This is a genomic window from Anaerococcus degeneri, assembly GCF_017874475.1.
Lineage (GTDB): Bacteria > Bacillota > Clostridia > Tissierellales > Peptoniphilaceae > Anaerococcus > Anaerococcus degeneri.
The window spans coordinates 1-16,408 of record NZ_JAGGLO010000013.1 but is presented as its reverse complement, the minus strand read 5'-3'; the positions used below and the strand labels follow the sequence as shown (position 1 = coordinate 16,408).

Annotated in this window: 15 protein-coding genes; 9 read left to right on the top strand and 6 right to left on the bottom strand. The window is 34.5% G+C overall.

Going from position 1 to position 16,408, the window contains the following annotated elements; all coding sequences use genetic code 11:
- Positions 1 to 76: 76 nt before the first annotated feature.
- From J2Z38_RS09485 to J2Z38_RS09455, 6 genes are all read right to left on the bottom strand, one after another.
- The gene (locus J2Z38_RS09485; protein ID WP_000342539.1) at positions 77 to 574 is read right to left on the bottom strand and encodes an antirestriction protein ArdA; all 498 of its coding nucleotides are present in this window, start codon (positions 572 to 574) and stop codon (positions 77 to 79) included.
- A 116-nt stretch (positions 575 to 690) separates the two neighbouring features.
- Entirely contained in the window at positions 691 to 912 is a 222-nt protein-coding gene (locus J2Z38_RS09480; protein WP_001009056.1) for a hypothetical protein, read from the bottom strand.
- Between the two features lie 42 nt (positions 913 to 954).
- On the bottom strand, positions 955 to 2,160 hold the full coding sequence (gene mobT, locus J2Z38_RS09475) for a MobT family relaxase (protein ID WP_000398284.1): 1,206 nt from the start codon (positions 2,158 to 2,160) through the stop codon (positions 955 to 957).
- A 177-nt stretch (positions 2,161 to 2,337) separates the two neighbouring features.
- Positions 2,338 to 3,723, bottom strand: coding sequence for an FtsK/SpoIIIE domain-containing protein (locus J2Z38_RS09465; protein WP_000813488.1), 1,386 nt, complete (start codon positions 3,721 to 3,723; stop codon positions 2,338 to 2,340).
- Between the two features lie 28 nt (positions 3,724 to 3,751).
- Positions 3,752 to 4,138 (bottom strand): YdcP family protein, encoded by a 387-nt coding sequence (locus J2Z38_RS09460; protein ID WP_000985015.1) that lies wholly within the window; start codon positions 4,136 to 4,138, stop codon positions 3,752 to 3,754.
- A 15-nt stretch (positions 4,139 to 4,153) separates the two neighbouring features.
- A complete protein-coding gene (locus J2Z38_RS09455) occupies positions 4,154 to 4,468 on the bottom strand; it encodes a YdcP family protein (RefSeq protein WP_000420682.1) in 315 nt (104 codons plus the stop codon).
- Positions 4,469 to 4,949: 481 nt separating this feature from the next.
- On the opposite strand from J2Z38_RS09455, the gene J2Z38_RS09450 reads away from it, so the two are divergent.
- The 9 genes from J2Z38_RS09450 (at position 4,950) to J2Z38_RS09410 (ending at position 16,357) form a co-directional block, all read left to right on the top strand.
- A complete protein-coding gene (locus J2Z38_RS09450) occupies positions 4,950 to 5,543 on the top strand; it encodes a TetR/AcrR family transcriptional regulator (RefSeq protein WP_007895162.1) in 594 nt (197 codons plus the stop codon).
- Positions 5,544 to 5,562: 19 nt separating this feature from the next.
- Positions 5,563 to 6,150: an MptD family putative ECF transporter S component gene (locus J2Z38_RS09445; RefSeq protein ID WP_007895227.1), complete on the top strand. Its 588-nt coding sequence runs from the start codon at positions 5,563 to 5,565 to the stop codon at positions 6,148 to 6,150.
- Between the two features lie 20 nt (positions 6,151 to 6,170).
- Entirely contained in the window at positions 6,171 to 6,872 is a 702-nt protein-coding gene (locus J2Z38_RS09440) for an energy-coupling factor transporter transmembrane component T (protein ID WP_002989377.1), read from the top strand.
- Positions 6,865 to 8,262: an ATP-binding cassette domain-containing protein gene (locus tag J2Z38_RS09435; RefSeq protein WP_007895192.1), complete on the top strand. Its 1,398-nt coding sequence runs from the start codon at positions 6,865 to 6,867 to the stop codon at positions 8,260 to 8,262. The genes J2Z38_RS09440 and J2Z38_RS09435 overlap by 8 nt, the downstream gene beginning before the upstream one ends.
- 33 nt (positions 8,263 to 8,295) lie before the next feature.
- Positions 8,296 to 10,041, top strand: a complete 1,746-nt coding sequence (locus J2Z38_RS09430) for an ABC transporter ATP-binding protein (RefSeq protein ID WP_007895173.1) — start codon at positions 8,296 to 8,298, stop codon at positions 10,039 to 10,041.
- A complete protein-coding gene (locus tag J2Z38_RS09425) occupies positions 10,035 to 11,768 on the top strand; it encodes an ABC transporter ATP-binding protein (protein WP_007895241.1) in 1,734 nt (577 codons plus the stop codon). The genes J2Z38_RS09430 and J2Z38_RS09425 overlap by 7 nt, the downstream gene beginning before the upstream one ends.
- A gap of 35 nt (positions 11,769 to 11,803) precedes the next feature.
- Positions 11,804 to 13,162 (top strand): MATE family efflux transporter, encoded by a 1,359-nt coding sequence (locus tag J2Z38_RS09420; protein WP_007895203.1) that lies wholly within the window; start codon positions 11,804 to 11,806, stop codon positions 13,160 to 13,162.
- Positions 13,163 to 13,478: 316 nt separating this feature from the next.
- A complete protein-coding gene (locus tag J2Z38_RS09415) occupies positions 13,479 to 13,889 on the top strand; it encodes a sigma-70 RNA polymerase sigma factor region 4 domain-containing protein (protein WP_007895256.1) in 411 nt (136 codons plus the stop codon).
- 665 nt (positions 13,890 to 14,554) lie between these two features.
- Positions 14,555 to 16,357: a recombinase family protein gene (locus J2Z38_RS09410; RefSeq protein WP_209775061.1), complete on the top strand. Its 1,803-nt coding sequence runs from the start codon at positions 14,555 to 14,557 to the stop codon at positions 16,355 to 16,357.
- The last annotated feature ends 51 nt before the right edge of the window (positions 16,358 to 16,408 follow it).

Sequence of the window (16,408 nt, the reverse complement as noted above, 5' to 3'; positions counted from 1 at the left end):
TTCATAAAAAATAGGGGTAGCTGATTGAGCCACCCCGTAAAATAGAAAATCTGCCAGTAGTAATGTACCGACAGATTTAATAGACGATTTCAAAAATCCCATGATTGGTTGAGATAAACGTTCCTGAAAGGTCTAAATCCCGACCATAGGCTTGATAATCAATATAGTTTTGAAGACTAGCTGGTACTTCGCCTAAAGCACCCGTTTCTTCAATGTAGTAGCGTGCCACGTCATACATATCATCACAATCGGAATGAATGATAATATCCTCTTGATGTTCGCTTAGTTCTTCAATGCTTGAAAAATGAGTGAGCAGAGCAGATAGCTCCGATTGTAATTCTTCGGGTAATTCCGATACCATTTCCCATAGTCGATTGAGTTCGCCAATGGAAGTGTATTCGTCAACCGTAAAGGGTAACTCGTAGTCATGAATGGCGTATTCCTCATATTCATCATTCAAGCCGATTTTCTCTTTGACTTCCTCAAAGTCAATGGGAAAGGTAAACCACGCACCGACCAATTCGCCCTCATTGTATTTGCCTAAATTCGCAATATAGACTTGCATATCGTCCATATATTCACGTCCTTTCTTTGTAGAGATTCAAAAATCCCTACCGCACTTCGTTTGGTGTACCATTCCTTTGCGGAACATAAGAAAACCACTTATATTCCACAAAAGAACGGTTTTATTTAAGCACCAATAATGCGATTGAATAGCTCTAGTAAAATGTCTTTTACTCCAGCAGCGTTGAAGACTAAGCCAACCGCAATAATCGCAATAATTAAAAAGCCAATCAGTTTGCTAAACTCACGCTTGAAGCCAAGATACAAGCCAATCACAACGATTGCTAAAAGCACCAGTGATTGAGCGTTTGATAGAAACCAGTTATAAAGGTTTTGTCCAAAATTCATAAAAATGTTCTCCTCTCTATATTCAATGAATTTGTATTTGAGTTATTTTTTTGTTGTTATCACGTCCTGTTCTTTTACTGACTGTTGCTTCAAAATCTGCTTGTGTCGGTCTGTCAGTTTCGCATGGTCGAGAATGTCTTTTACAACCTGCGTCTGGTTGATTTCATCAAGTTTAATCGCAACCTTTAAGGTCGGGGCAACTTGATGAGATAGCCAGTTCAGCGTCCTTTGGAAGGAGTAAGGCTCTGGTTTTGTGGTTAGTTTTAATCGTTCACGATTGTTCCCAATAAACCAAGCCCATTCTTCATTCAGTTTCCAATCAGAACGAGGTTTGGAATCGTCTTTATCTACAAAACGGATATACCGATTGATAATTTTAAAGGCGGTATGCTCTGGATTGTCATAGACGAGTAAATCACGGACTGCATAATAGGCACGCTCATTTTTCAATCGAATCTCAAAACGGTTTTTTACTTCTGCGTCTTCAATGGGAATATCATTTTTCTTGTACTGCTCGTAGTCCTTTTCATAGATACAGAAATAAACTTCACTTTGTAATGAACCGATATAGAGGGTGTTTCCCATACATTCCTTTTCCTCTTTGCGTACCAGTTCGCCACTGCGATAGCTTTTAAAACTGCGGAAGACGGAGATACATTCTTCCTGTTGGCACTTTTCAGTGAGTACAGGGATATTTAAAATCCCTGTCTTATCGTTAATGGCAAGGTCAAGGCGTTTCATCACACCGCCAGCCACCAAAACGTCCATAAAGAACTCATACCAGCTTCTTTGTTGTGCCAGAAGATAGCTTTCAAATTGTCTGCACCCACGACCTTTCAATTCCACCAGAACTCCTTTGTCCAGTTCATGGGAGCAAAGGACGAATATGTCGCCTAAAGCATAATGCTCTGAATAAGAATAGAAACCATAGTCCTCATGAAGAAAATAGGACAGTTTCAGTTGTAAGATGTTTTCGACCACCTGCTGTACGTCTGTTGTCGGAAAGCGAATTCTTACATAATCAAACAGCATTTCAAGGGGAGCGTCGGGATTGAAGCGTTCCAGAGCTTCCCAAAGGGACTGCTGTAAATCCTCTGATGGCTTGACTTTTCCTGTTTCAATATCGCTTAGATACTGCCTTGTAATACCAGTCGCAACAGCTAAACGGTTTTGAGATAGTCCATAAGCCAAGCGTTTTTCTTTTAAATGCTGTAACCAAGTTTGTTCATTCAGTAAAAATCCCTCCAATCAAAAAGGCGTATGTCAACTTTTAAAGCCCATTTGACATACGCTGAAATTTTGTAAATCCCTTGTAACCAAAGGATTTTCTAATGTTTTTTTGACTGTTTCCTGTCGATTTGTACCCCCCTGTTAGATACGGGGGGTTAAGTGCTGGCGTGGCTATTGCCACACCAGCCAGCAAGATCAGTCCACACCTGCGACTTCCGCTTCGCACGTCGCCTGCGTGGACTGTCTGCTGTTGGATAACTTTTTAATTTCCTCCAAGAAATCATATCCTTTTGGTACAAGGGGAGTATAAAACTCTGATATGACACTTGTTCCTACATCAACATAGCCACGACCTTTGATTCGCTTTAAGAAGAAATCCTTTTGTACGTCACTGCCAAACATCATGCCATAGCCCATTTCAGACATACGACCTAAAGCCACTCTGAAATTAAACTGATCACGGATTCCGTCGCCTAAATATTTTGCGTCTGGACGTTGACAAGCCAGTATTAGAAAGAAGCCAGCTTGACGACCTAACATGACAATCTGTTTCAGCTTATTCATAACTGCGGTGTTTTCTTTTGTTCCCAGCATTTCCATGAAAGCGACGTATTCATCAAAGATTAAGAAGTGTGCCGGGAGACCTAAGTAAGCATAATTTTTGCCAGTCTTATAGTTCTTCATCTGCTTCATTTCCTCACTACGTTTCATCATTTCTTCATAGAATGTTTCAATGCAAGAAAGCAAGTCTTCTTTTCTATAGTAGACATTTGCCATCACAGAACCTAAGTCCGCAAGATCAGCATTTTTCGGGTCAAGAATATACAGTTTTGAATCTGTATGAAGCAAGGCTTCAATCAGTGTCAGTATAAAGTAAGTTTTACCGCCACCTGTACCACCAGCAATCAACATATGAGGGAGCTTATCATATTCCCACCATACGTTTTTCATTAAGCGAAGTTTACCATCTTTAGCTTCTACTTCATCAATAGAAATACGACTGGCTATGGTGTCATAGAGCAAAGTATATTCCACATAGGAATCCTTTAACTCTTTATCCGTCAGCTCACAGTACAAGCCACTCTCTAATTTCTTTTCCAAGTGTAAGAGTTGGTCTTGATATTTTCCCAGCGTGATTTCCACCCGTATCTGTATCAAGCCATTTTTAAGTCGATAATACATTTTAGGGAAGTAGGTTATCTTTTCCTTTGTACGACCAGCACTATCTTTAAAGAAACCCTCTGTTTTGACCTGTTCAGATTCATACCACTTGTTTTCAAGTATCATCTTTGCCAGTTTTTGACGGTGGTAAAGTTGTTTAACCGTATCATAGCGAACCCGTTTGAATACAAACGCTACCAGCAAGCAGATAAGAATTGCGACACTGAAACTGATAATTAAATAGGGAATGTCAATCTTATCTGCTTGTGATAGGTTAAAATCCTGCCAGTTGATCTGCTGGATTGTCTTCACATGAAACAGTCCGACAACCAGCAGGAAAACAGGCAGGAGTGACGCTATCGTAAAATGAAAGACTAAATCTTTACCAGATGGGCGAATCCTTTTACCACGCTGTTTCATGCGAAAAAGTCTCCTTTCTACCTAGCGACTATTTGTCTTGTGTCGGTTCTTTCTTTGCTTGTGGTTGAGCTTTGAATGAACTAGAATCCTTTGTCAGCACAATATCGTCTGCCTTGATATACCAGTCAACATCTGCTCCTTGATAGGTGGCAGTAGCAACGGTGTCCGCAATGGGATTGATAAGTTCCACCCGTGCGTTATAATCAAACTCTTTCAAAGGCACGCTGGCAGGAATACTTACTTGAATCATGCGTCCTTGTCCTTTGGATTTTAAGTCATAGGTACGTTCCTTGATTTCATCTGAAACCGACCCGTCTTCATTTTGGATTCTCACTTCACGACGTAGAGCAGAGAATTTCAATTCTCCAAAAGTCGTGTCTTTATCTAATACAATGCCATTTGCTAATCTCATCATTTTTCCTCTCTTTCTTTATTCTTTTATCATGTCGTCAGCATGTAAAAGGTAATTTGTAAAACCACGAGTGCCGATTTTGTAGCCCTCTGCGGTAATACGTGGATTGACTAACTTCACACGTTCCTCAAAGCCGAAATGTTTTTCGCCAGCTTCAGCAGGAAGCACCACCACAATATCATCTGCTCTTTGAACATCAGAATAGAGATTATAGCTTCTTGATAAGACAGTTAGCCGTCCGTTGATTCTTCGCTGAACGACTTTATCCTCGCCAGCAAATTCTAAATTGCCGAATGTTTTTTCCATGTTGGGAATCACAAATTTAAGTTCCATATTTTTACCTATCCTTTCTTTTTTATTGGCTGAATGAATGTTTGATGGTCTTAAAGAGTGGGGAACGACCTTTTGATTCTTGATTTTTTGTTTTCATAAGTTCACTTCCTTTCAAAATCGGGTAAAAAAATAGACACCTCATTTTTTGAAGTGTCTACCTATTAAATATTCAAATTTTATTGGAAGTATCTTTATATCTTCACTTTTCAAGGATAAATCGTCGTATCAAAGCTCATTCATAAGTAGTAAATTAGTAGTAAATTGAGTGGTTTTGACCTTGATAAAGTGTGATAAGTCCAGTTTTTATGCGGATAACTAGATTTTTATGCTATTTTTACAATAAAATTTGCTGAAAGTCAAAGCTATAAAGAAGATTGTTATTCAAACTCAAAAGTTAGTTGACATTAACTATCATTTATGATAAAATAAAATTCGACAGTAGTGTCGGTTTTTTATTACGATATGAAATGAGGTCTTTATTTTGAAAGAAGAAAAACAAAAAGTTGGACAAATTAGAAAAAAAGAGATTCGAGAAGCTGCAAAGAAATGCTTTCTAAATAAAGGGTTTCAACTTACAACAATGGAAGATGTTATCACAGAGGTAGGAATGAGTAGAGGAGGTGTCTATCATCATTATGGTAATACAAACGAAATGCTTAAAGACTTAATGCTTGATGGTAATGATTATAGAAACAACTTGATAAATGAGTATTTAAAAAACAATCGAGGAAAAGATAAATATCAGCAAATGGGTGATATTTTGGTTGATAAGTCGCTGGCTGATACAGAATTGATGAGATTGTATACACTCCTTTTACAAGTAAAAAAATATAATCAGGATTTGGAAAAATTGTATCAAGAATTGAAACTTAATACGACTAATGAGCTAAGTTTAATCGCCAAGCAGCTTGGAATTAAGGCAGATATATTTGGTGACGGTTTTTTAGTGAATTATATCAATGGATTGATATTAAGTTCAGAAATTTTAGGTGCGAGAAAGTCTTATGTCGAGCATAAACGATATATAAAAGAAACAATGATAAATTATATTGTTGATGTACAAAAGAAAAATTAAAACAATTAGGAGGTTTCAAATGAGTAAACGATTAGAAGTAAAGGATTTAATTAATATAGGATTATTTTCTGTATTAGGTTTTGTATTTATGATGATTGGATCATTTTTAGGAATGGTTCCAGTTTTAATGCCGGTTGTTCCATTGGCACAGGGAGTTTTAGTAGGACCTGTAAATATGCTGTATTCCACAAAGATTAAAAAAAGAGGAATGGTGTTTATTCAATCATTATTGATTGCATTAGTATATGTTGCTATGGGACATGGACCTTGGGCATTATTGACCGCTGTTATTGCAGGTATTATTGCTGAAGTTATTTTGAAATCAGGAGAATATACGGATGTTAATAAGGCAAGATTAGCATTTTCTGTTGCTCCACTTTGCACATTAGGAAATTGGTTGCCAATTTTTATATCAAGAAATGAATATGTCAAGCAGATGTTAGAGAAAGGATATAACCAAGAATTTATTGATAAGATGCTTAGTGTAATGCCGAATTGGATTATTGTCGTAATGGCAATAGGTGGAATTATAGGAGCATATATTGGTTGTAGTATAGGTATGGCTTTCCTAAAAAAACATTTTAAAAAGGCTGGTATGGAAAAATAAGGATTCATAAGGAGTTAAGGATGACAATCAAACTTGATTTTCGTACAAAACTTTTTATGACAATAGTTCTTTCATATGTGATGGTTTTAGGCAATATTCAAGTAAAGTATTTCTTGCAAGCCCTTATAATATCCGTAATTCCGATAGTGCTTTTAATAAATACAAAACATACAAGAGTAGCTATTATTGGGATGGCTACTCTTGTGTTCGTTTATGGTGCTGATAGATTTTTAATGAAATTAGAATACAGTCCCTTGGTAGCGATTTTACTGATATTAGTAATGGTTGTTAAGAAAATACTTCCCGCATTTTTAATGGGGAAATATACCATACTCACATCAAATGTAGGGGAAAGTATTTATTCATTGAAAAAAATGAAATGTCCCGATGAAATAGCAATACCATTGACTGTGATGGTTCGTTTCTTTTATGCCGCAAGGATTGATTATAGCCAGATAAAAAAAGCCATGCGTTTGAGAGGACTAACGCTTAAAAAGTTAATAAAAAATCCAATTCTATTATTTGAATATAGATTAGTGCCACTATTGATGTGTTTGTCTAAGACGGCAGATGATTTAACAGTATCCGCAATGACAAAAGGGTTAGCTGTTAATCAAAAGCGAACAAGTATTAGTGAATCACGCATTGGTGGCATTGATTGCATATTTTTTGTGATAATGGTATGGGCAATCTATTTATATATAAGGGGTAAGTATGCTTAGTTTACAAAATTTAGTATTAAAGTTTGATGGAGAAAGCATATTAGAAAATGTAAATCTAAATTTCAAACCCGGAGAGGTAACTGTTATAACGGGACACTCAGGTACGGGGAAAAGTAGTTTGTTAAAAGTAATAAACGGCATTATTCCCGAATATGATTGTGGAGATGTAAAAGGAGATGTTTTATACAAGGACAAATCTTTATTAGGGATGAGTATATTAGAACGATCCAAGTTTATATCTACAGTGTTTCAAAATCCTAAAACACAGTTTTATTGTATCAATTCCACAGATGAATTGGCTTTTCAATTAGAAAATAGATGTATAGAAAGAAATTTAATTTTAGATAAAATACACTATTATTCAGATGTTTTAGGTAGTAAAGATTTGTTAGACAAGAATATTTTTGAACTGTCCGGTGGAGAGAAGCAGTTAATTGCTATAACTGCTAGTGGAATTTCAGAAAATGAAATTATTCTTTTAGATGAACCATCTTCATCTTTGGATTATGAATCAATTAAGAACTTAAAAAGAGCTATTATTGAGCTAAAAAAAAGAAATAAAATCATAATCATTGTCGAGCATAGATTATTTTATTTGAAAGACATTGTAGACAAGCTGTGTGTAATAGAAAATAAAACTTTTAAAGAATACACGAAAGAATATTTTAGTGATGATTTCTTTGTAAGAGTTTCAGAAAAACATAATTTAAGAAATTTCAATGAAATTTTTAAGAGTGATTTTTTAAATAGACAATATGAAAAAGTAGATATGTTACAAAAAAATACTCCATCAAACTTTGTTAATGAATCAATAACATGTCTACATTTCAAAAAAACATACGATAAGAATACAATTTTTGATTTTAGTGTTTCTTTTAATACCGGGATAAATTTCATTATTGGACAAAACGGTGTTGGGAAAAGTACTTTTATCAATTTACTTATGGGAACTATAAAAGGCAAGGGAGAAGTTTTTTATAAGGGAGAAAAGCTCAAAAAACGGTACGAGAATATCTTTGCAGTCATGCAAGATGTTAATTATCAACTTTTCACAGAATCTGTATGGCAGGAAATTGGAACAGTTACAAAACAGGATAATTTGAAAAATGAAGCCTTAAGAAAGGTACATTTATTTAATAAAAAAGAAATGCACCCAAGTTCGTTATCAGGTGGTGAAAAACAGAGATTGTTGCTTGCTATGTCTATGGTAAGTCAAAAACCAATCATAGTGTTTGATGAGCCAACGAGTGGACTTTGCAAAATGCAAATGGATATTTTGATTGGATTTTTAAATCAAATGGTAGAGCAAGGAAAAACTATTATTATAATCACGCATGATTTTGAATTTATAAAACAATGCGATGGTGCAATATATGAATTTTTGAAATGAAATGTAAATAGATAGAACTATGGAGGTGTTGAAATGAAAGAAAAAAGTCCTACTGCAATATTGTGGGAGCTTGCACATGATGAACATCCAAAATTAAAGACATCAGTATTTATAGCGAGTATTGGTGTTTTAGCGGGGATTGTTCCATACATTGCGGCAAGTCGCATTTTAGTTTATTTAGTGAATGGAATTGAAGACAGCAAGGTTTATCTTATGTGGCTTGGCATAAGCTTGCTATCATATGCTTTGAAATCAATTTTATATTCTTTGGCATTATCAGTATCTCATAAAGCGACTTTTAGTGTACTAAAAGATATTCGTTTAAGAATGCTTGATAAACTTCCAAAGATGCCATTGGGAGAAATAATAAATATTCCAAGCGGTAATTTAAAGCAAATTATAGTCGATCAGGTCGAAAGTATGGAGAAACCTCTTGCACACTTATTACCTGAAATGACATCCAATATATTAGGCTCTTTGAGTATATTCATATATTTGTTATTTCTTGACTGGAGAATGGCGTTATTGTCATTAGTTTCTATTCCTTTAGGAATGTTTTTCATGGGACTTGTGATGAAAAACTACGCTGCTCAGTATGAAGGATCTGTAAAAGTTAGTCGTGAAATGAACTCGGCAATTGTGGAGTATGTTAACGGAATAGAAGTGATCAAAACCTTCAATCAGGATAAAAGGTCATATGCAAAATATAAAGATAAGGTTATTGCAAATGCAAAGTATTTCTATGAATGGATGAGAAGCTGTCAACTTCCTGTGTCTTTATCAAAAAATATATCGCCTACTACAATGATAACAATCCTTCCGGTTGGCTGGTATTTTTACATCAATGGAAGCTTGAGTATAGAAACATTTATAGTAGTTATTATTTTGTCGTTAGGAATTGCAGGACCTTTACTTGAAACGATGAATTTTGTTGATGGTCTTGCAAAGATAGGAACTATTGCAAATTCCATTAATTCAATTTTAGAAGGAAAAGAGCAAATTCATTCCAATGTTGATGTGAAAATAAACAAATATGATATTGCCCTGCAAGATGTGAAGTTTGGATATGAAGAAGGAAAGGAAATTCTTCATGGAGTGTCGTTAAACATAGAAGAAGGGACAACGGTAGCTTTTGTTGGACCGAGCGGTAGTGGAAAGTCAACTTTGGCAAAACTGATAGCAGGATATTGGGACATAAATACAGGAAGCATAAAAATTGGTGGATATAATCTCCAAGAGATTCCTCTTAAACAGTTATATAGCTTAGTAGCATTTGTTTCTCAAGACAATTTCCTTTTTAATGAAAGCATTAGGGAAAACATACGAATGGGAAATCCAAGTGCAAGTGATAAAGAAGTTGAAAATATTGCAAAGAAGTCAGGCTGCCATGATTTTATTATGAATATGGAAAAAGGCTATGACACAGTTGTCGGAAGCAGTGGTAGCCATATTTCAGGAGGAGAAAGACAAAGAATCTCAATAGCAAGAGCAATGCTTAAAAAATCCCCGATAGTGATATTGGATGAAGCAACTTCATATATTGATCCGGAGAATGAGGTGATTATCAAAGAAGCTCTATCAAAATTGATACAAAATAAAACTGTTATCGTTATTGCACACAGGTTATCAACAATAACAGATGTTCAACAAATCTTTTTTGTTGAGAATGGAGAGCTTATTTCACATGGTAAACATAACGAGTTAATGGAAGATTGTGAGCTATATAAAAAAATGTGGAATGCTCATATTGGAGTAAAGGATGGTGAAATAAAATGCTAAGTGCTTTAAAAAAAATTTTAGATTTCTCAGGTGATGAGAAGAAAAATATATACCATTCTATATGGGTAAGTTTCTTGTTTGCAATTTTTCACATGCTTCAAATCAGTGCAATTTATTTTATAGTTAAAGCTGTTGCTGAAAAAGATATGAGTATGACACCTGCGTGGATTGCTTTGATACTTCTTGTTGTAAGCATAGTAGGCAGAAGTATTGCAAATTATTATTCACAGTTACAACAATGCCATGCAAGCTATTTTATGGTTGCAAATAAAAGAATTTCAATAGGGGAAATGCTCAAAAAAATTCCTATGGGATTTTTTAATGAAAACAATGGGGGAGAAGTCGTTGGTATTTCTACAACCGTTTTAGAAGACGTGGAAAATACGGCTGCGATGGTTATGGTAAATACCTTGTCGGGATTTATAAATACTATAATCTTTACTTTGATGATTTTAATATTTGAATGGAGAATAGGTTTTATTGTAACTGTCGGAAGTCTATTATATTTGGTTATTTTGTCAAAAATGGAAAAGAAGTCAAGAGAGGTTCTTCCTAAACGACAAATGGCTTCAGCAAAATTAGTAGATACTGTTTTAGAACAGATTGGAGGAATGTCTGTTATAAAATCCTTTAATTTAACCGGTAAAGGTGATGAGAAAGTTAGAGGTGCTATTGAAAATACCAGAAAAACAAATCTTGATTGTGAAAAGTTGTTTACACCTTACACGATTGTTCAAAATATTCTTTTAGATTTGTTCAGCATTTTAATCATAGGTGCAGGTATTTTCTTCTACCAAAGAGGAGAACTTTCGTTTCTGAATACAGTTATGACAATCATAATTTCATTTCTTGCTTTTTCACAAATTAAATTGGCAGGAAGTGCGACAACTGCCCTTAGAGTTGTTAGTGGCTCTATTGAACAAACCAAGAAATTAGAAGAATTTCCACAAATGGATATTGAAGGAAAAGATATAAAACCTGCTAATTTTAATATTTCTTTTGAAAATGTAGAATTTGCATATTCAGGAAAGAAAATTCTTGATGATATATCTGTTGATATACCACAAAACCAAATGACTGCAATAGTCGGACCTTCAGGAGCTGGAAAAACCACATTTTGTAACTTGATTGCAAGGTTTTGGGATATAGATAACGGGAAGATTAGTATAGGAGGACATAATATAAAAGAATATTCCTTAGAGTCATTGATGAAACAAATCAGTATGGTTTTCCAAAATGTGTATTTGTTCCAAGATACTATAGAAAATAATATAAAGTTTGCTAAGCCTAATGCTACCCATGAAGAAGTAGTAGATGCTGCTAAAAAGGCTTGCTGTCATGATTTTATTATGAACCTTCCTGAACAATACCAAACTGTTATAGGAGAAGGTGGTGCAAGTTTATCTGGTGGAGAAAGACAAAGAATATCTATAGCAAGGGCGATAATAAAAAATGCACCAATTATTATTTTTGATGAAGCCACAGCAAATGTTGATCCTGAAAATGAGGATAAATTACAGCTTGCAATGGAGGAACTTACGAGAAATAAAACGGTAATTATGATTGCACATAGGCTAAAAACTATAAAAAATGCAAATCAAATTCTTGTATTGGCTAATGGAAAGATAATGCAAAAAGGAACACACGAAGAACTAATTCAAACAGATGGTATTTACAAAAATTTTGTTGAAGCAAGACAAGTAGCAACCAAGTGGCAGCTATCATAAGTTAAAAAATATTAAAAACAATTGGAGGGAGTTATATGGGAAAACAAGATATGAAAACACAACTTTTAACAAAAAGTCCTAAAGACTTGTTGTTTCAATTAGCTATTCCGGGAATTATAGGGATGGTAGTTATAGGACTTTATCCATTTATGGATGGAATATTTGCTGGGTGGATTATAGGGGATTATGCTATGTCTGCCATTAGTATATCAATGTCTTTAACAATAATAAATGGTGGTATATCAGCACTTATTGGAGTTGGTAGTGCGTCAATATTATCAAGGGCTATTGGAAAGGGAGATAAAGAAACAACGGATAAAATATTTGGAAATTTTTGTTATTGGGTAATTTTATTCTCTATAGTAATCACCGTATTAGGCTTGGTATTTGCACCTAATTTTCTTGACTTGGTAGGAGCAAAAGGGAATATTAAAGAACTGGGAGTTAGATATTTAAGAGTAGTTTTCTTTGGTTCAATATTTGTGAATTTTGCTCAAGCAGGTAATATGACAATGCGTGGTGAAGGTGCATTGAAGCAATCTATGATGATTATGGGAGTAGGTGCTTTATTAAATATTATTTTAGATCCTATTTTTATGAAGTTAATGGGAGAGTATGCAATTGAGGGGGCAGCTATTGCAACTGTAATATCTCAAATTGTACAGGCGATATTAACATTTCACTATTTTTCAAAGAAAAGTGCTTTTGTTGGTATCCATAAAATCCAAAAGAGCAAGGCAATTTACAGTGAAATGTTTAGCATAGGAAGTTCGGCTATGATGATGCAAATTTTATTTGCAGTACAACAAACATTTTTGTTCAAGCAGGCTTTTGCTTATGGTGGAGATAATTGGGGAATTCTAATGTCAGCAACAATGAGACTTTATATGTTCTCATTTATTCCATTGTGGGGAATGAGTCAAGGCTTACAACCCGTTATAGGAGCTAATTTTGGAGCAAAACAATATCAAAGAGTAAAAGATACTATGAAGATTTTCATGTATGGGGCAACAATACTTGCTGCTATTTCTTGGATACCATCCATGTTTTTCTCTGAAAAATTATTGTCATTGTTTAATGTGAGAAGTGAAATAATTGAAGCTGGAGTTATGAACTTTAAATTGTTCTACTCTACTTTCATCTTGTATGGAATTATGATTATGACTCTTACATTTTTCCAATCTATTGGAGATGGGAAAAAAGCGAGCATGATTGTAATGCTTAGACAACTGATTTTATTTATTCCGGCGATATTGCTATTGCCAAAGGTATTTGAAGGATTAGCAGTTTGGTGGGCTGAACCTATTGTAGATTTTAGTATGATTTTGCTCGGCTTGTTTTTAATGCTTAACAGACTTAGAAAAATTGGAAAAGAAGAAGCGATAAATTGTTAAGTATCTTATTATCCAAAGGTGAAAATAAACTATTAGAAAGGTTTGATATATGAATATTAGTTCGATATAAGAATGAGGGAGGAAATTATGAAGAAATCTTTATATTCAATAATAAAAAATAGTAAGAACATTTTCTTCCCTTTTTTCGGTTTGCTTTATAGAAGATAATGAATCTACAAATTATATTGAAAAATTAAATAGTGTTTATAAAAGAACAAGTTTCTTTCGTTTTAGAGGACTTCTCATGCCAAGATGCAGGAGTCCTCCTTTTTTTGCCTGAAAACAAGCAGACAAAAAAAGAATGGAGGAAACATATATGCCAAAAGAATATTACCTTTATGTAAACGGACAAAAGGTCAAAGTCAGTGAGCAGATATACAAAGTCTACTGGCGAGAAAGAGAACACGAAAAGTATTTAGAGCAGGTGGACAAGAAAAACCACTTGCTCTTTTTTTCATCATTGGATCATGATGGACACTTTGTGGATAGCATTATTGATGAAAGCGTTGATGTAGAAAAAATTGTGGAAACACAGATGATGATTGAAGCAGTCAGAAATGCTATATCAAGGCTCAATGCAGAAGAAAGAGATATTATTGAACGCTTGTATTTCAATGATGAAACGGTTCGTTCAGTAGCAAAGCTTAAAAGTATTACACATCCGGCTTTAATCAAAAGAAGAAACAAAATTCTTGAAAAGCTGAAAAAATTTATCGAAGAACTTTAGAACTTCGGTAACCAAAGGGGTCAAATTTTCCTTATGTAAAGTGAAGGGGAGTTTGATCTCCTTTACTTTCTTGAATAAGAGATAGCCTGCTTATGGCAAATAGGAAAATGTAAAGAAAACAATCCCTTTCAAATATTGATCTTTGACAACTGAATAGACCAAGGTAGGACTTTATCTACTTGTGGAGGATTATGACTTACGCCATGACCTTTCTGCTGAAAGTTTTCGGTTTTATGAATACTGGTTAGCCAAGGATATAAGAAAGCGAGCGATAAATAAGAATACATAAAAAAACAGATGTGGCAATCTGTTCTGTGATACAAGTAGTGATAATGATACTTCAATAGTTTAAGCCGGCTCGTCTTAATAAGGGGCGGAGGTGAGATTCCTATGTAGCAGCCAATGCACCTACCAATGTCATAAAACTTAAAAATGATTTTTAACGAGGAGGGTTTATAATGAATAACGAATTACTAAAATATAGCCTCCAATTATCTATGCTATCTATCTTGCTGTCCAAACATTTACTAAATGATATTGAATACAGGAAGATAAAGTTAAAACTGATGAAAAAGTACAACATTTCAACAGAATTATATTTATAATGTTTTGCAAGTGTGGTATAATAAGACTGCATAGAAAGATACAAAAAGGAGGCGGATGCAGTGAAGAAAGATGTAAAAGTTATTAAAGGTGATACCACACTGAAAAGAACTGCATCAGGCTGTGTTGAACGCTCAATAAAGAGAGTGGCAGCTTATTGCAGAGTTAGTACGGATACCGAAGATCAGATTAACAGCTATAATTCTCAGGTAGAACACTACACAGAATTTATACAGAAGAATAACGAGTGGACTCTTGCCGGAATATATGCTGACGAAGCGATAACAGGAACACAGGTTGATCGAAGAATTGATTTTCAAAGGTTGATAAATGACTGCATGAATGGCGATATAGATATGATAATTACAAAGTCTATATCAAGATTTGCGAGAAATACCTTAGATACCTTAAAGTATGTAAGAAAGCTGAAAGAATTTAATGTTGCAGTCTTTTTTGAAGAGGAAAACATAAACACCTTAACAATGGACGGGGAGTTGCTTTTAACAATTTTAAGTTCAGTTGCTCAACAGGAAGTAGAGAATATTTCAGCCAATGTCAAAAAAGGTTTGAGAATGAAGATGGAAAGAGGAGAAATGGTCGGCTTTCAAGGGTGTTTAGGCTATGACTATGATCCGGAAACTAAAAGCATTTCTATCAATAAAAAAGAAGCTGAGATTGTAAGATATATTTTCAGAAGATACATTGAAGGTGTTGGCGGTATGGTAATTTCCAGAGAACTGGAAGAACAGGGATATTTATCGCCAAGAGGAAATAAAAGATGGACTGAAACAACTGTTTTAGGAATCATAAAAAACGAAAAATATAAAGGGGATCTTATGATGGGAAAGACCTATACGGTTGATCCTATTTCAAAGAGAAGATTGGATAATTTCGGAGAACAGGATAAGTTTTATATAGAAAACCATCACGAGCCAATCATTTCAGAAGAAGATTTTGAAAAAGCTCAAGGTATTAGATTGAGAAGGTCAAAAAACAGAAATACTGTTGCCAATAATGGTGGCAAAAGAGAAAAGTATTCAAGAAAATATGCTTTTAGCAGTATGCTTGAATGTGGATTTTGCGGTCATAATCTTTCAAGAAGAAATTGGCATTCAAGTTCAGAATATACAAAAGTTATATGGCAGTGTGTCAATGCTACTAAAAACGGAAAGAAGTATTGTCCGCATAGCAAAGGGATTGAAGAAGAAGCCATAGAAAAAGCATTTATGGAAAGCTACCGTCAGGTATGCCATAATAATGTGGAAATTACCAATGAATTCCTTAAAACTGTGGAAGAAGAATTGAAAGACAACAGTTTAGCTAAAGATCTGAAGAAGATTACAAATCAACTTGATAAGGTACTAAAAAAAGAAAAGGATCTTGTTGAGTTAAGGCTGAATGAGTCAATCAGCATGGATGTATATCAGGACAAGTATAATGAAATAGCTATTAGTAAAGAGAAACTACTTGCAGAAAAGAGGACTTTAGAGGTAACACTTACCGATGAAAAAGCATTGAAGAAAAGGCTTGAGGGATTTAAAAAATTACTTGAGTCCAATAAATACCTTGAGGAATTTGATAGAGCTGTATTTGAAAGTATAGTAGATAAAATCATCATTGGAGGAACTAACGATGAAGGAGAAATTGATCCTGCAATGATTACAATCATATATAAGACAGGGAAAAAGGATTCTCAGGACGGAAGATTATTTAAGAGTAGAAGAAAAAATGCTAAGGAAGTTGATGAGAAAACTGATAACAAATTGTATCCTCAATCAAGCGACGAGGTTAATAATTTGTGTTCCTATCCTATGGACAACACATGTGGAGACTGTCGTATTGATGACAAGAGTTGCACCCACTAAGTAAAATAAAGTGTAGAAATTACAGGCTTCTTCCAGTGCTATCGTTAAAAG